This window comes from Algibacter sp. 2305UL17-15, assembly GCF_040720935.1.
Taxonomy (GTDB): Bacteria; Bacteroidota; Bacteroidia; order Flavobacteriales; family Flavobacteriaceae; genus Jejuia.
Window position 1 is genome coordinate 139,240 of the sequence record NZ_JBFDAE010000007.1, and the last position, 24,121, is coordinate 163,360.

The 24,121-nt window shown below is 33.6% G+C and carries 16 protein-coding genes; 12 read left to right on the forward strand and 4 right to left on the reverse strand.

Going from position 1 to position 24,121, the window contains the following annotated elements; genetic code table 11:
* The first annotated feature begins 9 nt into the window (after positions 1-9).
* From ABXQ82_RS09485 to ABXQ82_RS09535, 11 genes are all read left to right on the forward strand, one after another.
* Complete coding sequence (locus ABXQ82_RS09485) at positions 10-2,007, forward strand: urocanate hydratase (protein ID WP_367058334.1); 1,998 nt, start codon at positions 10-12, stop codon at positions 2,005-2,007.
* Positions 2,007-3,251 carry an imidazolonepropionase gene (hutI, locus tag ABXQ82_RS09490; RefSeq protein WP_367058337.1) on the forward strand — a complete coding sequence of 415 codons (1,245 nt, stop codon included), beginning with the start codon at positions 2,007-2,009 and terminating at the stop codon, positions 3,249-3,251. Before ABXQ82_RS09485 ends, hutI begins: the two co-directional genes overlap by 1 nt.
* Entirely contained in the window at positions 3,238-4,227 is a 990-nt protein-coding gene (hutG, locus tag ABXQ82_RS09495) for a formimidoylglutamase (protein WP_367058340.1), read from the forward strand. The genes hutI and hutG overlap by 14 nt, the downstream gene beginning before the upstream one ends.
* 292 nt (positions 4,228-4,519) lie before the next feature.
* Positions 4,520-5,047 (forward strand): inorganic diphosphatase, encoded by a 528-nt coding sequence (locus tag ABXQ82_RS09500; protein ID WP_367058343.1) that lies wholly within the window; start codon positions 4,520-4,522, stop codon positions 5,045-5,047.
* A gap of 125 nt (positions 5,048-5,172) precedes the next feature.
* Positions 5,173-7,533 (forward strand): sodium-translocating pyrophosphatase, encoded by a 2,361-nt coding sequence (locus ABXQ82_RS09505; RefSeq protein WP_367058345.1) that lies wholly within the window; start codon positions 5,173-5,175, stop codon positions 7,531-7,533.
* 106 nt (positions 7,534-7,639) lie between these two features.
* Positions 7,640-8,638 (forward strand): phosphatase domain-containing protein, encoded by a 999-nt coding sequence (locus ABXQ82_RS09510; RefSeq protein WP_367058347.1) that lies wholly within the window; start codon positions 7,640-7,642, stop codon positions 8,636-8,638.
* Between the two features lie 126 nt (positions 8,639-8,764).
* Positions 8,765-11,191, forward strand: a complete 2,427-nt coding sequence (locus ABXQ82_RS09515; RefSeq protein ID WP_367058350.1) for a chondroitinase-B domain-containing protein — start codon at positions 8,765-8,767, stop codon at positions 11,189-11,191.
* 178 nt (positions 11,192-11,369) lie between these two features.
* Complete coding sequence (locus ABXQ82_RS09520) at positions 11,370-12,116, forward strand: hypothetical protein (protein WP_367058353.1); 747 nt, start codon at positions 11,370-11,372, stop codon at positions 12,114-12,116.
* A 10-nt stretch (positions 12,117-12,126) separates the two neighbouring features.
* Positions 12,127-14,889 carry a carboxypeptidase-like regulatory domain-containing protein gene (locus tag ABXQ82_RS09525; RefSeq protein ID WP_367058356.1) on the forward strand — a complete coding sequence of 921 codons (2,763 nt, stop codon included), beginning with the start codon at positions 12,127-12,129 and terminating at the stop codon, positions 14,887-14,889.
* A gap of 1 nt (position 14,890) precedes the next feature.
* On the forward strand, positions 14,891-16,096 hold the full coding sequence (locus ABXQ82_RS09530; RefSeq protein ID WP_367058359.1) for a DUF4249 domain-containing protein: 1,206 nt from the start codon (positions 14,891-14,893) through the stop codon (positions 16,094-16,096).
* Positions 16,097-16,185: 89 nt separating this feature from the next.
* The gene (locus ABXQ82_RS09535) at positions 16,186-17,850 is read left to right on the forward strand and encodes a hypothetical protein (RefSeq protein ID WP_367058362.1); all 1,665 of its coding nucleotides are present in this window, start codon (positions 16,186-16,188) and stop codon (positions 17,848-17,850) included.
* 2 nt (positions 17,851-17,852) lie between these two features.
* On the opposite strand, the gene ABXQ82_RS09540 is transcribed toward ABXQ82_RS09535, so the two are convergent.
* Together ABXQ82_RS09540 and ABXQ82_RS09545 are read right to left on the reverse strand one after the other, a co-directional pair.
* Positions 17,853-18,467, reverse strand: coding sequence for a deoxynucleoside kinase (locus tag ABXQ82_RS09540; RefSeq protein WP_367058365.1), 615 nt, complete (start codon positions 18,465-18,467; stop codon positions 17,853-17,855).
* Between the two features lie 3 nt (positions 18,468-18,470).
* The gene (locus ABXQ82_RS09545; protein ID WP_367058368.1) at positions 18,471-19,253 is read right to left on the reverse strand and encodes a hypothetical protein; all 783 of its coding nucleotides are present in this window, start codon (positions 19,251-19,253) and stop codon (positions 18,471-18,473) included.
* Positions 19,254-20,075: 822 nt separating this feature from the next.
* Between ABXQ82_RS09545 and ABXQ82_RS09550 the strand changes: the two genes are divergently transcribed.
* A complete protein-coding gene (locus ABXQ82_RS09550; RefSeq protein ID WP_367058371.1) occupies positions 20,076-20,627 on the forward strand; it encodes a hypothetical protein in 552 nt (183 codons plus the stop codon).
* 254 nt (positions 20,628-20,881) lie between these two features.
* On the opposite strand, the gene ABXQ82_RS09555 is transcribed toward ABXQ82_RS09550, so the two are convergent.
* Complete coding sequence (locus ABXQ82_RS09555; RefSeq protein WP_367058374.1) at positions 20,882-22,069, reverse strand: tRNA modification GTPase; 1,188 nt, start codon at positions 22,067-22,069, stop codon at positions 20,882-20,884.
* Between the two features lie 180 nt (positions 22,070-22,249).
* A complete protein-coding gene (gene metK / locus ABXQ82_RS09560) occupies positions 22,250-23,503 on the reverse strand; it encodes a methionine adenosyltransferase (protein ID WP_367058377.1) in 1,254 nt (417 codons plus the stop codon).
* Between the last annotated feature and the right edge of the window lie 618 nt (positions 23,504-24,121).

Genomic DNA, 24,121 nt, shown 5'->3' on the forward strand with positions numbered 1-24,121 from the left:
ATCATAAAGATGACATTCAAAGAACAGATAATAAAAGGTTTGCCAGATACACTTCCTAATAAAAAGGAGTATCCTAAAAATGTAAATAGAGCACCTATGCGAAAAGATGTGCTTTCCAATACTGAGAAAAAATTAGCACTAAGGAATGCATTACGTTATTTTCCTAAAGGATGGCATAAGGAATTGGCTAATGAATTTGCTGAAGAACTTAAAAACTACGGACGTATTTATATGTACAGGTTTAAACCAGATTACAATATTTATGCAAGACCCATTGATGCATATCCTTCAAAATCAAAACAAGCTGCAGCTATTATGTTAATGATACAAAATAATTTAGATCCAGCCGTAGCACAACATCCAGAAGAATTGATTACCTACGGTGGTAACGGAGCTGTGTTTCAAAATTGGGCACAATATGTTTTAACCATGCAATACTTGTCTATAATGACTGATGAACAGACATTACACATGTATTCTGGCCATCCAATGGGTTTGTTTCCGTCTTCAAAAGAAGCGCCAAGAGTAGTGGTAACCAATGGTATGATGATTCCTAATTATTCAAAACCAGATGATTGGGAGAAATTTAATGCGCTCGGGGTTACACAATACGGGCAAATGACTGCTGGCTCTTACATGTATATTGGACCTCAAGGTATTGTTCATGGTACCACAATTACAGTAATGAATGCATTTAGAAAAGTGTTGCCCAAAGAAGAAAAACCAGCAGGAAAGATATTTTTAACATCTGGATTGGGAGGCATGAGTGGCGCGCAACCTAAAGCAGGGAATTTTGCAGGATGCATAACGGTATGTGCAGAAGTTAATGCCAAGGCAGCTATAAAGCGACACGAGCAAGGTTGGGTAGATGTTTTGGTAAGAGGTATTAATAGGTTAGTTGAGCGTGTTAAGTTAGCTAAGGCTAAAAATGAGGTGGTTTCCATAGCCTATATTGGTAATGTTGTTGAAGTATGGGAGCAATTCGATAAGGAAAACATTTTTATTCATTTAGGGTCAGATCAAACCTCGTTGCATATTCCATGGACAGGAGGTTATTATCCTGTTGGTTGTACTTTTGAAGAAGCAAATGCTTTGATTAAAGATAATCCAGAGCTTTTTAAAATAAAGGTACAGGCATCTTTAAAACGTCATGCAAAAGCTATAAATAAGCATACAGAAAAGGGAACATACTTTTTTGATTATGGCAATGCATTTCTGTTGGAAGCCTCAAGAGCTGGTGCCGATGTGATGGCCCCAAATACTAGGGATTTCAAATATCCTTCCTATGTACAGGATATATTAGGCCCCATGTGTTTCGATTTTGGTTTCGGTCCTTTTAGATGGGTTTGTGCTTCGGGTAAGCAAGAAGATCTAGATAAAACAGATAAAATTGCTGCTCAGGTTTTGGAAAATATTATGGGGGATGCCCCCGAGGAGATAAAATTACAGATGCAGGATAATATCACTTGGATAAAAAATGCAAAAGAAAATAAATTGGTGGTTGGCTCACAAGCACGTATCTTGTATGCTGATGCCGAAGGACGCATAAAAATAGCGCTTGCCTTCAATGATGCTATTGCTAAAGGCGAAATAGGTTTAGTTGTTTTAGGAAGAGACCATCATGACGTAAGTGGTACAGATTCGCCTTATAGAGAAACATCCAATATTTACGATGGCAGCAAATTTACAGCAGATATGGCAATGCATAATGTAATTGGAGACAGTTTTAGAGGTGCAACTTGGGTATCTATCCATAATGGTGGTGGCGTAGGCTGGGGAGAAGTCGTTAATGGTGGTTTCGGAATGTTGTTGGACGGAACAAAAGATGCTGAAAAAAGATTGAAAAACATGTTGTTTTATGATGTTAATAATGGTATTTCAAGACGAAGTTGGGCTAGAAATGATAATGCACTTTTCGCTATAAAACGTGAAATGGGGCGCACACCAAATTTAAAAGTAACACTGCCAAATTTAGTGGATGATACTATTTTAGAATCCTTGTTTTAATGAAAACACTTTTTAAAAATATAAAAGAACTCGTTCAGGTTAGGGAATATAACATTTCTTTTGTTAGCGGTAAAGACATGTCTGTTTTACCAACTATCAAAAACGCTTTTTTGGTTGTGGAAAACGGAAAAATTTCAGGTTTTGGTAAAATGGAGGACTGCCCAAAAACACAAAATACAGAAATTATAGACCTTTCAGGTAGATTGTTAATGCCTACTTGGTGCGACTCTCACACACATATTGTATATGCCGGAACTCGAGAAACTGAATTTATTGACAGAATTAAAGGATTGTCTTATGAAGCTATAGCAAAACGAGGCGGTGGGATTTTAAATTCTGCCAAACAACTTCAAAATACTTCAGAAGAAGATTTGTATCTTCAAAGTAAAATGCGTTTGGATGAAGTTATTAAATTGGGGACAGGAGCTATCGAGATTAAATCAGGTTATGGATTAACTTTAGATGCTGAGCTAAAAATGCTGCGCGTTATAAAACGGTTAAAAGAAAATTTTAATGTACTGATAAAAGCAACCTTTTTAGGAGCACATGCTTTACCCGAAACGTTTAAAAATAATAAGAAAGGATATGTCAAATTATTAATTGATGAAATGATACCAAAAGTAGCTGAAGAAAACCTTGCGGAATATATAGATGTGTTTTGCGAAACAGATTATTTTTCAGTTGAAGACACAGCTTTGATTTTAAACAGTGCCGCAAAATATGGGTTGATTCCGAAAATTCATGTCAATCAATTTACAGCCATTGGAGGTGTGCAAGTGGGCGTGAAATGTAAAGCGCTCTCTGTAGATCATTTAGAAGAAATGAGAGATGAAGATATCAACGCTTTAAAAAATACAGCCACTATGCCAGTAGCATTACCAGGATGTTCTTATTTTTTAAGTATTCCTTATACGCCAGCGAGAAAGATGATTGACTCTGGACTACCTTTAGCCTTGGCAACAGACTATAACCCAGGTTCTGCACCTTCCGGAAACATGAATTTTGTAGTGTCGGCAGCATGTATTAAAATGAATATGACCCCAGAAGAAGCCATTAATGCAGCTACTATAAATGGTGCATACGCTATGGGAGTTCATGAAGAATTAGGGTCGATAACTCAAGGGAAATTGGCTAATTTTATGATCACAAAACCCATAAATTCTTATGGATTTATACCTTATTCTTTCGGAGTAGATGTTATTGAAAGTGTTTATATAAAAGGAAAGAAGGTTGAAAACAAATAGTTTTTTACATAAAAATGTGGTTTATGAGCCTGGGCAAAAGAAAAATTGGACAGGAAGAAAAACAGCTCCTAACTTAAGTAACCAATATTGGTATCAAGACATACAATGCCTTAATTTGAATAACATTCAGGATTCGATAACTCCTAATTTTGGTTTAGTGGGCTATGCTTGTGATGAAGGCGTAAAACGAAACTTTGGTCGTGTGGGTGCAAAGTATGGCCCGCAAAGTATTAGAGATGCCTTAGCTAAACTGCCCCTTCATTTTAAGGATAAGATTGTTGCAGATTATGGAGATATTATTTGTATTGAAGATGATATGAAAGCTTGTCAATCGTCATTTTCAAACAGTATAAGTGCCTTAATTACTCAGTCTGTTTTTCCAATCGGTTTAGGTGGAGGGCATGATATAGCTTATGCACATTATAAAGGACTCAAAAAAAACTTAAAAGAAAAACGAATTGGGATAATTAATTTTGATGCGCATTTTGATTTAAGACCAGTTGAAACAAAACCAAATTCTGGAACGCCTTTTAACCAAATAATTACAGAGCTTAAAAACGAAAAACAGACTCTAGATTATTTTGTTATAGGTGTTCAGCAACAATCTAACACGAGGGCACTTTTTGAAATTGCTTCAAAAGAAAACGTTGAATTTGTCTTTAGTGATGCCTGTGACATAGCATTCGAAGCGATTGAAAATATAAAGCAAAAATTAAATCCAATACTAGAAGCTAACGATTATTTGTATATTACTATAGATATGGATGGTTTCTCATCGGCCTATGCAAAAGGTGTTAGCGCACCTTCTCCATTAGGATTTTCTCCTCAATTCTTTTTTAAAATTTTAAATCATGTATTAAAAACAAATAAAGTCATTGCTTGTGATATTGCTGAATTAAACCCTGAAAAGGATGAAGATGGGCAAACTGCGAATTTGGCAGCTAAAATTATAGACTATATAATTAGAAGTTTATAGGTAAATAGGGTTTTCAGCTATTGAGGAACTTCAGATTAATACATTTTATTTAAATATTTATAGGCTCTAATTTGTTCCAAGGTTGAAGTCAAAAAACTATAAATTGATATTTCTCATCATATAGTAATTATCATATTATTAATAAGTTACTAATTGTTATGGTGTTCTTTTGGTGATTTTTCATTTCATTCATGCTGCTATTAAGCTTATGTGCAAAAAGGCATATATCTACTTTATAAGTTGTATGAGCCTTAAGTGTTATGTACATTTGCAACTCAAATTTTATAGAATTATGACTAAGAATAAATCAGTAACCTTCGATGTGCTAATTGAAATACCAAAAGGAAGTAGAAATAAATACGAGTATGATTTTACCTTACACAAAATTAGATTTGATCGTATGCTGTTTTCATCGATGATGTATCCGGGAGATTACGGATTTATTCCTGAAACTCTGGCTTTAGATCAAGATCCTCTAGATGTATTGGTATTGGGAACAGAACCAACTTTTCCTATGGTTGTTATGGAAGTAAGACCAATTGGTGTTTTTTACATGACAGATGAAAAAGGGCCTGATGAGAAAATTGTATGTGTGCCAGTTTCAGATCCTATTTGGAGTAAAAGAAAAGATATTTCTGATTTAAACCCCCATAGACTAAAAGAAATCGAGCATTTCTTTCAGGTATATAAGGATTTAGAGAAGAAAAAAGTAGATACAGGTGGGTGGGGAAATGCTGAAGCAGCGGTTAAGATTTACCACGAATGTGTAGCGCGTTACGATAATAGCGAGCACAAGAAAAAACGAACATTTACGATCTAATTGATAGATTAATAAATTATTGCTAAAAAACTGAGCCATCTTTAATCTAAGGTGGCTTTTTTTATCACTTATATTTTCATATTTTCGCCCAGTTAAAAAATAATTAATTTAAAACTGACTAACTAATGGAATTAATAGTAAAATTTTTACCGCTTTTTGGTGTTGTAGCTCTGATTTTCGTTTTTCTTAAGAGCGGATGGGTTTCAAAACAAGAGGTTGGTAATGAAAAAATGTCTCGTATCGCTAAGAATATTGCAGATGGTGCCATGGCATTCTTAAAAGCTGAATATAAAGTTTTAGCCATTTTTGTGGCTGCCGTAGCTGTCTTATTGTACTTTAAAGGGGTATCCGAAGTAGGCTCAAGCGGAATGGTTGCCGTATCATTTATTATTGGAGCAATTTGTTCTGCCTTAGCGGGATTTATCGGGATGAAAGTAGCAACCAAAGCCAATGTTAGAACTACAGAAGCTGCAAGAACATCATTAGGACGCGCCTTAGAAGTGGCGTTTGCAGGTGGTGCAGTTATGGGCTTAGGTGTTGTAGGTTTAGGTATCTTAGGATTGAGTGGCTTATTCATGATATATCAAGGCGTGTGGCCTGGAGGTGGAAATCTAGGAATGGTACTCAATGTACTTTCCGGTTTTTCTTTAGGTGCTTCATCTATTGCATTATTTGCACGTGTTGGTGGTGGTATTTATACCAAGGCTGCCGATGTTGGAGCAGATTTAGTTGGTAAAGTTGAAGCTGGTATTCCAGAAGATCACCCGTTAAACCCTGCAACTATTGCAGATAACGTTGGAGATAATGTTGGGGATGTTGCTGGTATGGGCGCCGATTTATTCGAATCTTATGTAGGTTCTATTATAGGAACCATGGTATTAGGTGCATTTATTCTAACACCAGATTTTTCTGGTTTAGGAGCTGTGTACTTACCTTTAGTGCTTGGTGCTGTAGGTATCATCATGTCTATTTTAGGGACATTCTTCGTAAAAGTAAAAGATGGTGGGAATCCACAAACAGCATTAAATATTGGAGAATTTGGTTCTGCTGGTTTAATGGTTGTAGCGTCTTATTTTATTATTAATGCTTTAATCCCAGAATCTGTTGAAGGTTTGCCTTATGGAGCAATGGGTGTATTTTGGGCTACAATTGCTGGTTTGGTTGCTGGTTTAGGTGTTGGTAAAATAACCGAGTATTATACAGCTACAGGTAAAAAACCTGTAATGTCTATTGTGAAACAATCGGAAACCGGTTCTGCAACCAATATTATTGCTGGATTAGGTGTTGGTATGATGTCCACTGCAATTCCAATTCTTTTAATTGCTGCGGCTATTATGATTTCACATCATTATGCAGGTTTATATGGTATTGCTATTGCAGCGGTAGGGATGTTAGCAAATACAGGTATTCAATTGGCTGTTGATGCTTACGGCCCAATTTGTGATAATGCAGGAGGTATTGCTGAAATGGCAGAATTACCAAGTGAAGTTAGAGAACGTACTGATAAATTAGATGCCGTTGGTAATACAACTGCGGCTGTTGGAAAAGGTTTCGCTATTGCTTCTGCGGCTTTAACAGCGTTGGCATTATTTGCTGCTTTTATGAAAACAGCAGGCGTAACTGCAATTGATGTGTCACAGCCTAAAATTATGGCCGGATTGTTAGTTGGTGGGATGTTGCCATTTGTATTCTCAGCATTATCAATGAATGCGGTTGGTAGAGCAGCTATGGCAATGATTGAAGAAGTGCGTCGTCAATTTAGAGATATTCCAAAGTTAAAGGCAGCTTTAGAAGTTATGAGGGCAGTTGATTCTGATATGACTAAAGCAACTCCAGCGCAAAGAAAAATATTTGATGATGCCGATGGTGTTGCAGATTATGGAAAATGTATTGATATTTCAACAAAAGCATCTATTAAGGAAATGGTATTGCCAGGTTTATTGGCTATTGCCGTTCCTGTTGCTGTTGGGTTTTTAGGTGGTGCTGAAATGTTAGGAGGACTTCTTGCAGGTGTAACTACTTGTGGTGTGCTTATGGCAATCTTCCAGTCTAATGCTGGTGGTGCATGGGATAATGCCAAAAAAACTATAGAAGAGGAAGGAAGAAAAGGGACTGATGCCCATAAAGCAGCAGTTGTTGGAGATACCGTTGGCGATCCTTTTAAAGATACTTCAGGACCTTCTTTGAATATCTTATTAAAATTAATGTCGGTTGTAGCATTGGTAATTGCACCAAGTATTGCAATGACTTCTGATACAGTTACAGCTTATGTTGAAGGAAGCGATACTATTGAGCAAGTTGATGTTCAAAAAGAAGTTCAGGTAAAATTAACTGAAACTAATGAAGAGGGTATCGTAAAAGCAGTTGTAACAACAGTAACTACCGAGAATGGTGAAGCATCTACAACTTATGAGACTATTACTGGAACTGAAGCAGAGGTTGAAGCTAAAGTGGAAGCAGTAAAAAAAGAAGCTAATGCATCTTAATTAACTAAATAACTATCAAACTAAACTAACTAAGCTAATTTTGATTGCATTAAAGCCACGTTTTACGTGGCTTTTCTGTTATCTTTAAGTTTGTAAATTTAACGGTATGTTTAAAAAAGACCCGCTTCAAATTATTGCATTTCAAACCTATGGTACCTCTCGACATATATATTTAAGAGGGAGGGCTTTGGAAGATGAAAGTATTAATTTGGAGGTCAAAGGTGTTTTCAAACTTCTATTCAATGCCTGGAAACGTTTTGAAACCGATGAAATAAAGAACGCAGAACTCATGATAAAGATGGGTGATGACAAGTTTTTCTATGTTAAAACGGATAATGAGGGGTATTTTAAACTTGATAAAAAGGTTGAGGATATCAGTAATTACGTAAATGAAGAAGGTTGGGTGCACTTAGAATTCTCCTACCGACAAGAACATCTAAAGCGAATCATTAAATCTGATAACAAATTCCCCGGAGAGATGCTTATTCCCTCTAAAAAGGCATCGTTTGGTGTGATTAGCGATATAGATGATACCATTTTGCATACAGGTTTAACTTCAACTTTAAAATGGCGTGTTCTTATTAATACGCTGTTAACTTCTGCGGATAAACGCTTGCCTTTAGAAGGTGCGCCAGAGTTTTATCACTTACTGCACCGAGGTAAAAAAGAAGATGGGGCTAATCCTATTTTTTACGTCAGCCATAGTCCGTGGAATTTATACCGCTATCTGGAGTTCTTTTTGAAGAAAAATAATTTTCCGAAAGGTCCCATAATCTTAAGGAATTTCCCAAGGCCGTTTAAGAAAAAGATTGAAAAAGAAAAGCCTGCAAAACAACGAGAAATTCTTAATCTGTTAAAAACCTATCCCGATTTGAAATTTATTCTAATTGGCGATAGTGGAGAACATGATCCAGATATTTACATGGAAATAGCGACACAATATCCCGATAGGATTTTAGCCATTTATTTAAGAAGTGTAAAACACAAAAAGAAAATGTTTAGGGTAAAAGGACTTTTCGAAAATTATAAAAAAACGCCCGTACTATTAGTCGAAAGTAGTAAGGAAGCTATTGAACATGCAAAAAGGCACGGGTTTATTAGATAATTGAAAAACAAGTGCTTATACTTCAAGTTTTTATCCCCTGTTTAATTATTTTTTAGGCTTTATTAAATTAAAATCGCTACATTTGCAATTGGTTAACCAGTTTGGTTATCCAATAAAGCAAATATTATGAGGAATTATATTTATGTATTAATATTATTAGTTTTTAATGCTCATTCTCAGGTTGTTAGTAATAATGCCGAGCTTCAAAACGCTATTTCCAATGCTACAGCTGGTTCAACAATTATTTTAACAAATGGTGTTTGGAATGATATTTCTATTAGTATAAACAAAACGGGTACTCTCGCAAATCCAATTACCATAAAAGCTCAAAATGTTGGGCAAGTTTTTCTTGAAGGCAACCCTCATATTAGTTTAGGCGGACAATATATCATCCTTGAAGGTTTTGTTTTTCAGAATCCATCAAATTTAGTTGCCAGTAGTAATAGAATTGACCCTATTATAGAGTTTAGAGATGCTAGCAATAATGAATGTAGTAATTGTATTGTAACTAATATAAAAATAGACAGTTTTAATGGTACAGCTTCTCAAGATGAAGCTGTTTTTAAATGGACTATTGTCTATGGACAATACAACGAAATAAGCCATAGTTCATTTATTGGTAAAAATGGGGTTGGAAGTATTATTAACGATAATAGAAATGATAGCAATCCAGATTACACAAAAATCCATCACAATTATTTTGCAGATAGAGTTCCTGTTGATAATGAAGTAAATGGTTTAAATGATCAAGATGCTATTAGGATAGGAAATAGCAGTACATCGCTATCAGATTCTTTTACTGAAGTTTATGATAATCTTTTCAATAACTGGTCTGGTGAAGTAGAAATTATTTCAAACAAAAGCGGTAGTAATAAATATTATAATAACACTTTTAGAGATTATCAAGGTACGTTAACGTTAAGACATGGTAATAATACAGAAGTATTTGGTAATTATTTTTTCGGAAATAACAATCCGTTTTCTGGGGGTGTAAGAATTATTGGAGAAGACCATAAAGTATTTAACAATTATTTTGAAGGGCTTAATTATAAAAAGCCAAATGGGTCGGGTTCTAATGCCACCGGGGGAATTAATGTCTCCAACGGAAAACCAGACTCAGAACTTAATGAATATTATCAAGTTAAAAATGTACAAATAGTAAATAATACCTTAGTCAATTGCGATTTAGGGATACGAGTTGGAACAGTTATTAATAACAGCTTAACTTTGGCTCCTGAAAATGTTACTATTGCTAATAATATTATGCTAAATTCTAGTGATTCTGCATTACAAGAAATTACAGCTCCAACAGGAACGTCTAAATACGAAGGTAATATAACCCAAAACGGAACTTGGGATTTAACCAATGGGGTAAACTCTAACCAAACAGTTGTTTCTGGTTTATTAACAAGTGGAACCGATTTTTATAGACTACCACTTGGAAGTCCTGCTATTGATGCAGGAATTGGCAACTATCCTTTTTTAACTTCTGATATTTTGAATAGTACAAGACCAACTTCGTTTGATGCTGGAGCAGAAGAATATGGCGGTACCGGAACAAATTTGCCTTATAAGGCTGAAGATGTAAGTGTTAAGGTTGGTTTTCTTTCATCGCCTACGCCATATATCTCATTATCTACAAACACTCTTAATTTCAATAATGCAGCAAATAGTTCAAGTTTTGATATCGGTTCTAACCTTATTTGGACAGTTTCTGATAATGCAGATTGGATATCATTAAGTGCTGCAAGCGGAAGTAATGCAGGTACAATTACAGTAAATGTTTTAGAAAACACCACAGGTTCAGTCAGAGCTGCTACTGTTACTGTTTCAGAAATTGGAGGTGGTTTAAGTGCTTCCCTAACAGTAAATCAATCTGACACCACCTTAATTACTGGAATTAACGTAACAGGCGTAGGTACTCAAAACCCAAATATTCCTGAAAACACATTGGATGAAAATACTTCTACGAGATGGTCTGCAAATTCTGAAGATGGTTCTGCTTATCTAACCTATGATATACAATGCCAAAAAACGATTTCTAGCGTGAAAATTTATTTCCATAAAGGAAATATAAGAACCTCTTCTTTTAAAATTGCGACTTCTAACGATGGGACTAATTTTACAGATGCTACTTCTATTTTGACAAGTTCTGGGACTACTATTGGTTTTGAAGAATTTCCTTTGGCTACAAATCCAACTGTACAATATTTAAGAATTTTAGGTTATGGAAATTCTGAAGGTAGTGGATGGAACAGTTACGAAGAAGTAGAAATTTATGGAAACAATACTTGTGCACCATTAAGTATTGAAGATCATTCACTTAAAAATAGCAGAATTGCAGTTTACCCAGTTCCTTCAACTGATGGGTACATTTCCATTACATCGGAAAACAATACAATAGGACTTATTAAAATATATGACATACAAGGTAAATTACTTCATGCTCAAAACATACAATCAAAAATATCTAAAATAGATATAAGCAATTTTTCAAGTGGTGTATATGTTTTAAAAACAGATAAGCATACCAGTCGATTTGTAGTTGAGTAAAAAGTTGTTCGGATAATGATGTAATCTTATTGATAACTTTATCCAATTTAACTAATATTTCTTCTAACCATATATGGTTTTGGTTACTGTGCATTCAAAATATTTAATGTTAAATAAAGTTTTCTTCTACTTTTATTTAAGTAATTCAATTAATTTTAGTGTCAATTTGATTTACAAAATGAAGTATAATTTATTTTTGCCACTTCTTTTACTCATTTCAACACATTTAAGCTTTTCTCAAAGCAAGTCTCAGGTTGAAACCTATTACAATCTTTTTGATGCTTTTATTCCTTATGAAAACCGTGATATATTTAATGGTTCGGAGTACATAGATGAATATCCTGAACTGGTAACAAAAGCAAAAACAAACAATAAATTTTATGGGAGCTACAACTTTGTTAAGGGTTATATCAATTATGACGGACAACCTTATTTCAATTTAGAAATGAAATATGATTTATTGCGTGATTTGGTGGTCTTGGAGTTTGTCAATAAAAAAGTGAATTATTTAAGCCTTAATTCTACATTGGTCAATGAATTTGAAATACTTGGAGCTAAGTTCGTAAGGTTAGAGAATAATTCAGTTTTAAATTCTAATTATAGAAATGGTTTCTTTAAGGAAGCATTTAATGGGAAGGCTTTTTCTTTTTATGTAAAGTATCGAAAAGATAAGCGACAAGACCTTAGTGAAAAAAAAGAACGCTATGTGTTTAATGAACATCAGTTTTATTTTGTGCAACACGATAAGAAGTTCTATAGAATAACATCGAAAAAAGACATTTTAAAAGCCTTTCCTTCTTATCAAAAAGAGATTAGACTTTTTTATAGAAAGAATCCCGTTTTACGAAGAACCAGCAAAGCACAGTTTTTTACCAATCTGTTTATGTATTTGGATGGAATAAATTTAGAAAAAGCAAAAAACTGAACCGTTAGGAATGAAGGTATTTAAAACCATATGTGTGTTCATTTTATTTTCACAATTTCTGATAGCTCAGACGGGTAAGAAAATTTCCATTTCTTTTGAAGAAGTGACCGTAATAGATGCCTTGTTGCAATTAGAGCAAGTCTCTGATTATCAATTTTATTTTGATGACAATTGGTTTAATAAGTCATTGATTTCAAAATCATTTCAAGATGCTGATATTACATATATTCTGGATGAAATTTTAGTTGAAACTCCAATTAACTACTTTATACTACATAACAAGATTATTCTAACCAAAAACAATGCGGTACGGAATACATTGCCGCCAAACTATTTTAATTCTGATGTTGATAGAGAAGAGGAACAAGAACAACTTGAAGCAAAAGCCCCAGTATTGCAAAAAGAATATGTGAGTGCCGTTAAGGTAAAAAATGAAAAGATTTTTTACGTTGGGAAAGAAAATAAAAACTCATCTCAAAAATTATTTACATTATCGGGTCGTATTATAGACGGTAAAACAAGAAAACCAATAGATAATTTAGATGTCTATATTCAAGGCACCAGTATAAATACCTTAACGAATAGTTTAGGATATTACACGCTTAATGTCCCAAAAGGATTTCATATTTTAGAAATTGCCTCAATAGCATACGGGAAGCATGAAAAGCAAATAGTAGTTTATGGCGAAGGGGTGTTAAACCTTGAATTGGAAGAAGACGTTGAAGAACTCGAAGAAGTTGTGATTCAATCTAACAAAGATGAAAACATTAAAAGTGTTGAGGTAGGTGTTACCAAGATAGATGTTGAAGGTGTTAAAAACATACCGCTAGTTTTAGGTGAAAGAGATATTTTAAAGGTTGCTACAACAATGCCTGGGGTAAAAACTGCTGGAGAAGGTGCCTTGGGCTATAATGTTAGGGGTGGAAAAGTAGATCAAAATTTAATTCTTTTTGATGATGCCGTAATTTATAATCCTTCACATTTCTTTGGCATATTTTCGGCAATAAATCCATTTGCAACAGGAAGTGTTAATATTTACAAAGGAAGTATCCCTTCAGAATTTGGAGGTAGATTATCATCAGTTATAGATATTTCTACCAAGGAAGTAAACGTAAAAGAGTTTTCGGGAGAGGGCAATATTGGCCCTGTAACTGGAAATTTAATGGTTGAGGTGCCATTGGTAAAAGATAAATCAGGAGTGTTGATTGGTGGAAGAGCGACGTATTCAGATTGGGTTTTAAAGTCTATTTCGGAAGAATCCATAAAAAACTCTAAAGCTTCGTTTTACGATGCAATAGTGAAGTATAATCATAAAATTGACATCAATAATTCAATACAGGCAACTGCATATTTTAGTAAGGATGAGTTCAGTATTACTTCAGATTCTATCTTTAGATATAGCAACAGGTTAGCTTCTGTAAAGTGGAATCATACCATAGACGAGAAAAATAAAACCACAGTACAACTGGCAACAAGTCAATATAAATTCAATATAGTTTATGATGGTATTTTTAATAGAAATTTCGATTTTGGGTATAGCATCAACGAAACGCAACTAAAATTAAAAGCTAGGTACTTACATAGCAAAAAACACAAATTCACTTATGGATTAAGTAGTAAATTGTATGCCATTAATCCCGGAGATATAAATCCTTTAGGTGCAGAATCTGTAATAGAAAGCAAAAGTGTTGATCGGGAAAAAGGGTTGGAATCGGCACTATTTATTTCAGATTTATATGAAGTCAACAAGAAACTCCTTATAGATTTAGGTTTTAGATATTCTGTTTACATGGCTTTAGGGCCAGGGACTCAAAATGTTTATGCGCCCAATGCGCCTGTAAATTCCGAGTCGGTTATTGAAACAAAACAATACGGCAATAATAAATTTATAAAAACATATGGCGGCCCAGAACTCAGGCTTTCTGCAAGATATTTTTTGTCGCCCACCACTTCTATAAAAGCGGGTTATAACAAAACGATTCAATATTCCCATTTGTTATCTTCAAACACTACAGCTTCTCCAATAGATTCCTGGAAATTATCAGATTTAAACATAGAGCCACAACGAGCGCAACAAATATCATTGGGTGTTTTTAAAAATTTTGACGATGGGGTATATGAAATGAGTATTGAAGGCTATTACAAAAAAATGAAAAACCTATTGGATTTTAAAGTAGGTGCGGAATTATTGCTCAATCAAAATATAGAAACCGAACTCCTGCAAGGAGATGGAAAGGCTTATGGTGTAGAGTTTTTATTAAAAAAGAAACAAGGTAGGTTTAATGGTTGGTTGGCCTATTCGTATTCCAGAACTTTGGTAAAGCTCGATAGCCAATTTTTAACTGAGAGAGTAAACAACGGTAATTATTTTGCAGCCAACCAAGATAGACCTCATGATGTTAATTTAATATCAAATTTTAGATTGACAAAACGTTATAGCTTCTCTATGAATTTTAACTATCAAACGGGCAGGCCCATCACATATCCTGTCGGTAAGTTTATTTATAATGGCGCAGAACAAGTCTTATATAGTGACAGGAATAAGTTTAGAATCCCTGATTATTACAGGCTGGATTTAGGGATTAATATAGAAGGCAATCATAAAAATGTAAAACTTGCCCATAGCTTTTGGAATATTTCTGTTTACAATGTTTTGGGTAGAAATAATCCTTTTTCTGTATTTTTTGTAAACGAACAAGGACAAATTAAAGGCTATAAGTCATCAATATTTGCTATTCCTGTGCCAACAATAACATATAATTTTAAATTTTAAAATGAATTTTAAAACGTTATATAAAAGTGTTTCTCTGTTGATTTTATTGGTAAGCCTTGGCTGTACCGAAGAGTTTCCATTAGTTACAGAGTCGTTTGAAGATGTTTTGGTTGTTGAGGCTACTATAACAGACGAGCTTAAAACACAACAGATCAAAATCTCCCGCACCTTCGATTTGGAAGCAGGAAATAGTCCTGAGTTTGTAACCAATGCCAATGTAAGAATTGAAGCTAGTAATAATAACATCTACAATTTTGTCAGTTCTGGTTCTGGAATATATACTTCAGCTAACGAGTTTAAAGCAGAACAGGGTGTAGCCTATAAGCTAATAATCACTACCGATGGAAAAGAGTACGAATCAAATGAAGAAGTATTAGCCCCTCAAGCCGAGATAGAGGATTTTTATGCAGAATTGATCACTTCAGAAGAAAAAGTTGGGGTGCAAGTTTTTGTTGATTCCAATGATAATTTAGGCGGTGCAAATTATTTTAGGTACGAATACGAGGAAGCCTACCAAGTTATACCTATATTTTACTATCCTTTGGATCTAATTCCTGTAAATGTACAAAATGCTGAAACAGATTCCATAAGTTACGATTTAAGGGAAGAAAGTAGGCCTGAAAGCGAGCGGGTATGTTATTCTTATAACAATTCAAATGAAATTATATTAACCAATACAAATGGACTGACTGAACAGAAGGTGTCTAGATTTCCTGTTCGTTTTATCCCCGCTAATGATGACCGCCTGAGAGATCGTTACAGTATTTTGGTAAAACAATATGTGCAATCGGCCGATGCCAATAACTTTTATAAAGTATTGAGGGATTTAAGTTCAGATGAAAGTTTATTGATAGATAATCAACCCGGTTTTATACGTGGTAATATTAGCTCAAGCCAAAATGAAGAAGAAAAAGTTTTGGGCTTTTTTGATGTTTCTTCGGTAAGTTCTAAACGCATATTTTTTAATTATGAAGATTTTGGACTAGATGTGCCACCGTATTTTTTTACTTGTGAAATCATAAAATATAATACTGAAATTACTGGACCACCAACTAACGAAAGGTTGAGATTATATCAATTTTTGGTAAATAGAGGCTACAAGTTTTTTGGTAGTGAAGAAGAGGATGAATATTCAATCGTCAGGCCAGAATGCGGAAATTGTAGTTCTTTCGCCTCTAGTATTAAACCAGAATTTTGGGAAGATTAATGAAATATTCAACATACATATATGTCGTTTTTTGCTGTCTGTTTTGTAATATGGCAATAGCCCAGATACAAGAAAATGTTCAAAATAAAATGAAAAGCACAATTCCTAAGGAGAAAATTGCCCTTCATTTAAATACTGATATATTGCTTACAGGAGAAACCATCTTTTATAAGCTTTTTTGTTTGCTTGAGGGTGCAAATACTCAAAGTGGCATAAGTAAAATGGCCTATGTTGAACTTATAGGTAGTGAGAAAAACAGCTTGTTTAGGCATAAGCTCAAATTGTCAAACGGATTGTCAAACGGACATTTTTTTATACCTGCAAACGTAAAAACAGGTCATTATAAGCTAGTAGGATATACACAATGGATGAAGAATAACCCAAAAAACCGATTCGTTCAAAAAGATGTATATATCTTAAATCCTTACGTTGAAAGCTCGAATTTACAGAGCGGTATTTCTGAGGAAAATAATTTGGGAATCGTTCAAATTAAGAAAACAGGAAATAAAAATTTGGTTACTAATGCATCTCAAAGTTTATCGTTGAAAACAGATTCAGAGGTTTATAGACCAAGAAATAAAGTTGCGTTGAAAATAAATAATTTATTAGGAGTTTCAGGTTATGGCAATTATTCCTTATCCGTTAGAAAATTAGATGATGCAGAGGTAGAAACAAAACAGAATGACGCATTAAAAAATGGTGTTAATACTAATAGCTCATTTTATTTGCCAGAACTTAGAGGAGAAATTTTATCTGGACATGTAGTTTCAAAAGGAAACGATATGGTTGCAGCAAACAAAATTATAGCCTTATCCATTCTAGGTAAAAACTATGTGTACAAAAATGTTATGACTGATGAATTTGGAAGGTTCTACTTCAATGTTTATGAAAGTTATACGAATTCTAATGCCGTGCTGCAACTTCTCGATGCCAATAATGAAAACTTTAAAATTATATTAGATGATAAGTTGTTCAACTATTTTGAGGCTTTAAAATTTAAGAAGATACATTTAAACGAGAATATAAAGGATTGGTTGGTTCGTAAAAGTATTGCTAATCAGATTGAAAACGCATACAACTCATCAAAACTAGATAGCACAATTTATAGAAATCCTGCCAAATCTTTTTATGGAAAACCAACCATTACCTATAAGTTAGATGATTATAAAAGATTTCCAACAATAAGAGAAACGTTTGTTGAGGTGATTGAAGGTGCTGGAATAAGGGAAGGTAAGGAGGGCTATTCATTTAAAGTGTATTATCACGAGGATTTTGATACCAACCCTTTTAGCGGTTTTGAACCTTTGGTGCTTGTTGATGGTTTAATGATAAAAGACAACCAACGCATCATAGATTTTAGTCCATATAAAATTGAAGATATAAGTTACGCTCAAGGCATTCATTTTTATGGGCCAAGTATATTTAACGGGATTATTGATTTTAGAACAAAAAATGGAGATTTTTATGTGCCTACTAATGGCGATGGTTTGAATGATTTTGAACTTGATATTCCTCAGGAAAATAAGAAATATTACCATCCAAATTATGATAAAGAAGCCGCCATTCTTAAACGCATTCCAGATTATCGACACCAGTTGCTTTGGAAACCAGATATAGCATTAAAATCTAATATGGGGTCATTAGAGTTTTACACTTCGGATGTAGAAGGTGTTTACGAAATGGTGCTAGAAGGTTATACCTTAAATGGAAACTATATAAACTCTAAAGGATATTTTGAGGTAAAGCATCATTAGACCTAAAACAGCCCGTTAATCTCAGCATCGATGGTGTTGATAACATAACCTAAATCTTCAGGATTGTCCACAAAATTCAACTTGTCAACATCAATTATCAACAATTTGCCCTTGTTATACCCATGAATCCATGCTTCGTAACGTTCGTTCAATCTGCTTAAATAATCGATACTTATAGAGTTTTCGTAATCTCTTCCACGGTTATGAATTTGTGACACCAAATTAGGAATAGAGCTACGTAGATAAATTAAAACATCAGGGCCCTGTACCAAAGATTCCATCAAGTCGAACAATGAGCGATAGTTCTCGTAATCTCTATTGGTCATTAAGCCCATAGCATGTAAGTTGGGCGCAAAAATATGAGCATCCTCGTAAATGGTTCTATCTTGAATGATGTCTTTGCCACTTTCTCGAATCTGTAAAACATGACGGAAACGACTGTTTAAAAAATACACTTGAAGATTAAAACTCCAACGTTCCATTTGATTGTAAAAATCATCTAAATATGGATTGTCAACAACGTCCTCTAATTGCGCTTCCCACTTATAGTGTTTCGCAAGTAATTTGGTTAGCGTTGTTTTTCCAGCGCCAATGTTTCCGGCAACAGCAATATGCATAGTTTATTTGATTTTTATTTGGAATTCTTGAAGCGTTTCATCGTTGTAAATATACAAGGTTTCGTTGATTACAAAAAACTGTTGTATTAAAATATTATCAGTTTTTATTGGAATTATATCCTTAGAATCTTTTCCTAAGTAAAACAAATTGTTGTCTTTTAATAGAAATAAAGACTCATTGTTTTCAACCAATTTTGTATAGCCATCGTTTTTTATTTTCTTCACTACACTTCCAAAATAATTATAGATAATCAGTTCTTCTTTAGTTAAAAGGTAGCTGTAATTATAATTGCTTTTTAAGTCCAGAATTGGGCTATCAATAGGTTTTAGGGTTTGTGCTTTTGTAGTTTTTGTTTTGTAATCAAACACTTCTAGGCGTTGTGTGTCCTGGTTGAAAATCCAAATGGTATTATCAAATCCTGTTGATGTATGGGATACATTTTTATAATTGTTGATGCTGCTAAAATCTATTTTAAATATTTCGGCTAAACGATTGTCCAAAATAATTGCCGTGTTTAGTTCTTGGTAAAATAGATTGATTTTTAAAGGATTAAAACTGTTTGCAGAAGTCAATTCGCCTAATTGTAAATTATTATAGCTAATGGTTTCACTTTTGTTTTTCTTGTAAATGGTATTTAATTTGGTGTAAAAAATGGTGCCGAAATTATCAATACCAACAATGGTGTCGGCTTTCAATTTGGTTTGTTTAACAAGGGTAATTTCAATAGGATTTTGCGCATACATCGAAATCGTAAAACCTAAAAATAGAAAAAGTGCGTATTTCATTTCAAGTTGAAAAATACAAAAATTGAACCATTCTTTATCTTAATAAAATCCAAATGAAAGGGAAAGTGTAATCAATTTGTACTTTTTAAGGAAGTTTTAACTTTTGCCGATTAAACGAAAGGGGCTATTAAACGTCTTAGTATTGTTTCAAAAGAGTATTTTTAACCTCTAATCCATAGCATAAATACAATGATTTTCAATTTTATAAAATGCCTAGGTATTTGTTTTTTTATGTGCTTTTCGGTGTTGGCGTTTTCGCAACAAGATTTTCAAGGGAAAGCTTATTACATTTCTAAAACCACGCTGGACATGAGTAATTTTGGGCGTCGGGACATGCCCGAAGACCAAAAGAAACGTAGGGAATAATAACCTTTCTGTGTTTTCTTCGGAATATTTTATACAGTTCAGGTTTGTGATGTTTCGGTTGCGGTATGAGATTTAGGAGAAGGGGTTGGTTTTTCATCATATATAAATTTTAATACTGAAATAGGTTCAACTTAGAGCCAAAATAAACTTGAAGTTATACATTATGAAAAGCTACAGACCATATAAATTGCATGAACTTTTCGCTCAGAACACCACTAGTTTTAAAATTAGGCATAAAATTTATTCTTATAAAGACATACCGATTAGGAGGGCGTTATTTGCCTAAAACTCTTACCTATATTTAATTGCGAGAACGAAAAATTACAAGACAATACTAATAATAAAGTAAACCGATAGTGCATAATTTAAATAGGTTAAGTTGGTTTTATAAAATAAACCCATACAGGAACATATAACAGTTTAATTGGTACTGAAGACAGTATTAATACAGGAACATTGAATTTGATATCAAATTCTGGTAATGCTACTCATACAGGAGTAGCAAATACCCTTACAAGTACAGGCAATGGTGTGCATATTGGGGTAGATAATAACATTAATAGTGCTACTGGTGATAGTTATGGTGTTAAAACCGATATAGCTACCACAGATTCAGGACAAACAAGCTATGGTATCTATAATGATTTAAATCTTGTTTCAGGAACAGGTTATGCCGGTTGGTTTACTGCAACAGGATCAGGAACTACCTATGCAGCTGTTTTTGATGATGGCGCCGTTGTGGTTAACGAAAGCGGAAACGATAACGATACCAGAATAGAAGGACAAAGCGATAATGATTTGATTTTTGTAGATGCTAGCGCAGATATGGTCGGTATTGGACTTAATAATCCTTCAGAAAAACTAGAAGTTAATGGTACCATTAAAGCTACAGATATAAACTTTACAGGTCTGCCTGTATATGCTGATGACGCTGCTGCTGTAACAGGGGGTTTAACAACTGGGGATATGTATCGAACTGCAACAGGTGAGCTGCGAATTAAATTGTGAAAAAACATTTTCACGTTCTATAGAAGCTTCAAAAAAATAAAAGCAACTTTTACAATTTAAAAAGACCACTAATAAGTGGCCTCTTTCAAAAATCTATATCATTTCAATCCTACAACCCAAGGCAGAGTATTTTATTCAACCAAGGTTTGTAACGTTTAGGTTGCGGTACGAGATTTAGGGGGTGTTATATTAAAAAGAGCAAAAACACCTATTCGAAACGCTACTTGTCGCATCCTAAAATAGGTTTATGGGCTTTAAAACAATGAATACCCAAATATTAGTGACAATGTATTATAGTTACTGCTCCAATATAAATAGTTTGATAAAAGATCTCTATCTGTTTGATATCTCAATTCTAAACTATATTTGTCATTATGTTTATAGCCTAAACCAAACGCTAAGTTGTTTTTTGATTTAATTTCTAAATTGGCTCCAGAACCAAAATCAAAATTAGAATTACCACTGAGATCGAAAATAAATGAGCCATTAATGAAAATTTTAGCATTATCACCTAAAAAGAAGTAATGTCTTATTCCAATTGGTAGTTCAATCGATTTATAGTCAACCTTATTACTCCGTCCTGTTAATTTTTTTTCTGATTTGAAATATTGATATGTTGGTTCAATTATGACTGCCCATTTGTTTTTATTAAAGGGCATTATAAGTTCTCCCTCAATTCCTAGTCTAAATCCAAGTTCATTATCAAAATCAGTATTATTGTAGCTTGTAATGGCATTTTGAATTGAAAGAGATGAATTATTGATTCCAGGACGAATACTTAAATTAAATAAATCCTTTTTTTGTTTTTCTTCAAAATTTGTAAATTCTTGACTATTACATTCGTTATATTCTACAAAAAATTTGATTAACTCATTTTTTTTATAATCTACATTTTTAATTTTACTTATTTTAAAAGTTGAACATTTTAAATCAGTCCATAACTGTTGCTGATATCTATTGTTTTCACCAATTTTATTGTCAATACTTAGATATCTTTTAAATATTAATTGTTGGATTTTTGAGTCATCCTTACTATAAAAATATCTGTTCAAACTACCATCTTCAAATGAGTATAGATTGGCTTTTCCTTCTATTAATACTTTTAAAAAAAGTTGTTCTTTTTTGAGTATGGCGTTTTTATCATTGCTTATTTCGCTCATAATATTACTCGATCTGTCAATATCAATTGTTTGTCTGCTATATTTTGATATGTTGTAAATCCCAAACTCTTTGATGGTTTTTATAGTTGCCGTTTTTTTACTCGAGTGCTCTGTTAATTTATATTCAAATTCAGTCGGATTATTTTTCCAATCAATGTTTTTGATTAAGCAATCAACTTTTTGATTGGAATTATCGATATAATAGCCTTTTTCAAAGCTGATTTGTGCATAGCAATTGATGCTCAAGATTGTGATTAAAAGTAATAAGAGTTGTTTTTTCATCTTATAAATTAATTTCGGTAATTCAAATAATCCATAGGGGTTCTATGAGGGAAAGTGGTTTTAATGTTTTTATCGGGCTCTAATCGAAAGGAGTAGATGTTTTTTACGAATATAAGACAATATAAAGAAAAAGACCACTTTATAAGTGGTCTTTTTTTAATACACATATAAGGTTTTATCCTATAACTCAAAAGCCTCCTTTACCGCATCCACATAATCCAACTTCTCCCAAGTAAACAACTCCACATCAAGCGTTACACTCTCGCCATTGGGTTGTGTAAACGTTTTATTCACGGTTTCATTTTGCCTTCCCATATGTCCATAAGCAGCAGTTTCACTATACATTGGAGAACGTAATTTTAAACGCTCTTCAATAGCAAACGGGCGCATATCAAAAATTTGAGATACTTTTTCGGCAATTTCGCCATCGGTCATATTAAACGGACATGTGCCATACGTATCCACAAAAATCCCCATTGGTTCAACAACGCCAATGGCATAACTTACTTGTACTAAAATTTCGTCCGCAACACCTGCCGCCACTAAATTTTTAGCAATATGGCGTGTGGCATAAGCAGCACTTCTATCAACCTTGCTTGGGTCTTTTCCAGAAAAAGCACCACCACCATGGGCGCCTTTTCCACCGTAAGTGTCAACTATTATTTTACGACCTGTTAATCCTGTATCTCCGTGAGGACCACCAATTACGAATTTTCCTGTTGGGTTAATATGGTATTTAATAGCACTATTAAATAATTTTTGAAGATTCTCAGGTAATTTAGAAACCACACGAGGTATTAAAATGTCAACAATATCTTTTCTGATTTTTGCCAACATGGTATTATCATCTGCAAAATCATCATGCTGCGTAGAAACCACAATGGCATCAATACGTTGCGGTATATTATCATCGCTATATTCAATGGTTACCTGACTTTTAGAATCGGGTCTTAAATAAGCGATGTCTTTGTTTTCTCTACGTAATTCTGCCAATTCTTTTAAAATACGATGCGATAAATCTAAGGCCAATGGCATAAAGTTTTCGGTTTCGTTGGTAGCATAACCAAACATCATCCCCTGATCTCCTGCACCTTGCTCTTCTTTACTGCCGCGATCTACACCTTGATTAATATCTTCTGATTGTTCGTGAATTGCAGAAAATACACCACAAGAATTACCATCAAACATATATTCGCCTTTGGTATAGCCTATTTTATTGATGGTGTCTCTAGCGATTTTTTGAACATCAAGATAGGTATGCGATTTCACCTCGCCCGCAAGTACTACCTGTCCCGTAGTTACCAAAGTTTCACATGCAACTTTAGAATCTACATCGAAAGCTAAAAAGTTATCGATTAATGCGTCACTAATTTGATCAGCTACCTTATCTGGGTGTCCTTCAGAAACACTTTCCGAAGTAAATAAATATGCCATATGTTTTATTTTAATAAGTAGGATTTGACGGGAAACGTCTCAGGAGTTTGCACTGCCTTTAGCATTTTTTTTAATGCTGAACTTGCTAGTCCTGAATTTATTTCAGGATCTTTAACGTTCAGCATTAAGAGGTTGCAATCAGTCAAATCCTTCCTCTGTTATTTTATTAAGTCGCAAAAGTAAAAAAATAAAAGAAATTGGGGATAGTTTTTAACTTTTTTCACCAAAATTAATATTCTGGTTTTTTAGCCACGAATTCCACTAACAAATGAGTGTTACTGATTTAAAAATTCGTGAAATCGATATCCTAAAAATAATTTAAAGACTAGAAAAATCTAAAGATTTTTTAAATATTAGTGACAATTCATGAAATTTGTGGCTTAATATTTTTAATGAGTTTCGCTTGATTTTTTTTCATTCAATTAATTGGTCAAATCATTTTATTTTCAAATATTTGTTCTTCAAATGAAACATCAAATTTTAAATAGTATTTATGTCAGTATCTTAGTGGTTTTTTCACGAGGATAAGGAGTGCTATTTAAAGATTAGAATAATTTATAGCCTTCCTGAAATAATCGGAAGGTTTTTTTATGACTTTTTTTTCATTTGAACATCATA

Coding starts and splice junctions, on each gene's coding strand:
- ABXQ82_RS09485 (WP_367058334.1), top strand. CDS start 10: ATGACATTCAAAGAACAGATAATAAAAGGTTTGCCAGATACACTTCCT.
- hutI (WP_367058337.1), top strand. CDS start 2,007: ATGAAAACACTTTTTAAAAATATAAAAGAACTCGTTCAGGTTAGGGAA.
- ABXQ82_RS09500 (WP_367058343.1), top strand. CDS start 4,520: ATGACTAAGAATAAATCAGTAACCTTCGATGTGCTAATTGAAATACCA.
- ABXQ82_RS09505 (WP_367058345.1), top strand. CDS start 5,173: ATGGAATTAATAGTAAAATTTTTACCGCTTTTTGGTGTTGTAGCTCTG.
- ABXQ82_RS09510 (WP_367058347.1), top strand. CDS start 7,640: ATGTTTAAAAAAGACCCGCTTCAAATTATTGCATTTCAAACCTATGGT.
- ABXQ82_RS09515 (WP_367058350.1), top strand. CDS start 8,765: ATGAGGAATTATATTTATGTATTAATATTATTAGTTTTTAATGCTCAT.
- ABXQ82_RS09520 (WP_367058353.1), top strand. CDS start 11,370: ATGAAGTATAATTTATTTTTGCCACTTCTTTTACTCATTTCAACACAT.
- ABXQ82_RS09525 (WP_367058356.1), top strand. CDS start 12,127: ATGAAGGTATTTAAAACCATATGTGTGTTCATTTTATTTTCACAATTT.
- ABXQ82_RS09530 (WP_367058359.1), top strand. CDS start 14,891: ATGAATTTTAAAACGTTATATAAAAGTGTTTCTCTGTTGATTTTATTG.
- ABXQ82_RS09535 (WP_367058362.1), top strand. CDS start 16,186: ATGAAAAGCACAATTCCTAAGGAGAAAATTGCCCTTCATTTAAATACT.
- ABXQ82_RS09540 (WP_367058365.1), bottom strand. CDS start 18,467: ATGCATATTGCTGTTGCCGGAAACATTGGCGCTGGAAAAACAACGCTA.
- ABXQ82_RS09545 (WP_367058368.1), bottom strand. CDS start 19,253: ATGAAATACGCACTTTTTCTATTTTTAGGTTTTACGATTTCGATGTAT.
- ABXQ82_RS09555 (WP_367058374.1), bottom strand. CDS start 22,069: ATGAAAAAACAACTCTTATTACTTTTAATCACAATCTTGAGCATCAAT.
- metK (WP_367058377.1), bottom strand. CDS start 23,503: ATGGCATATTTATTTACTTCGGAAAGTGTTTCTGAAGGACACCCAGAT.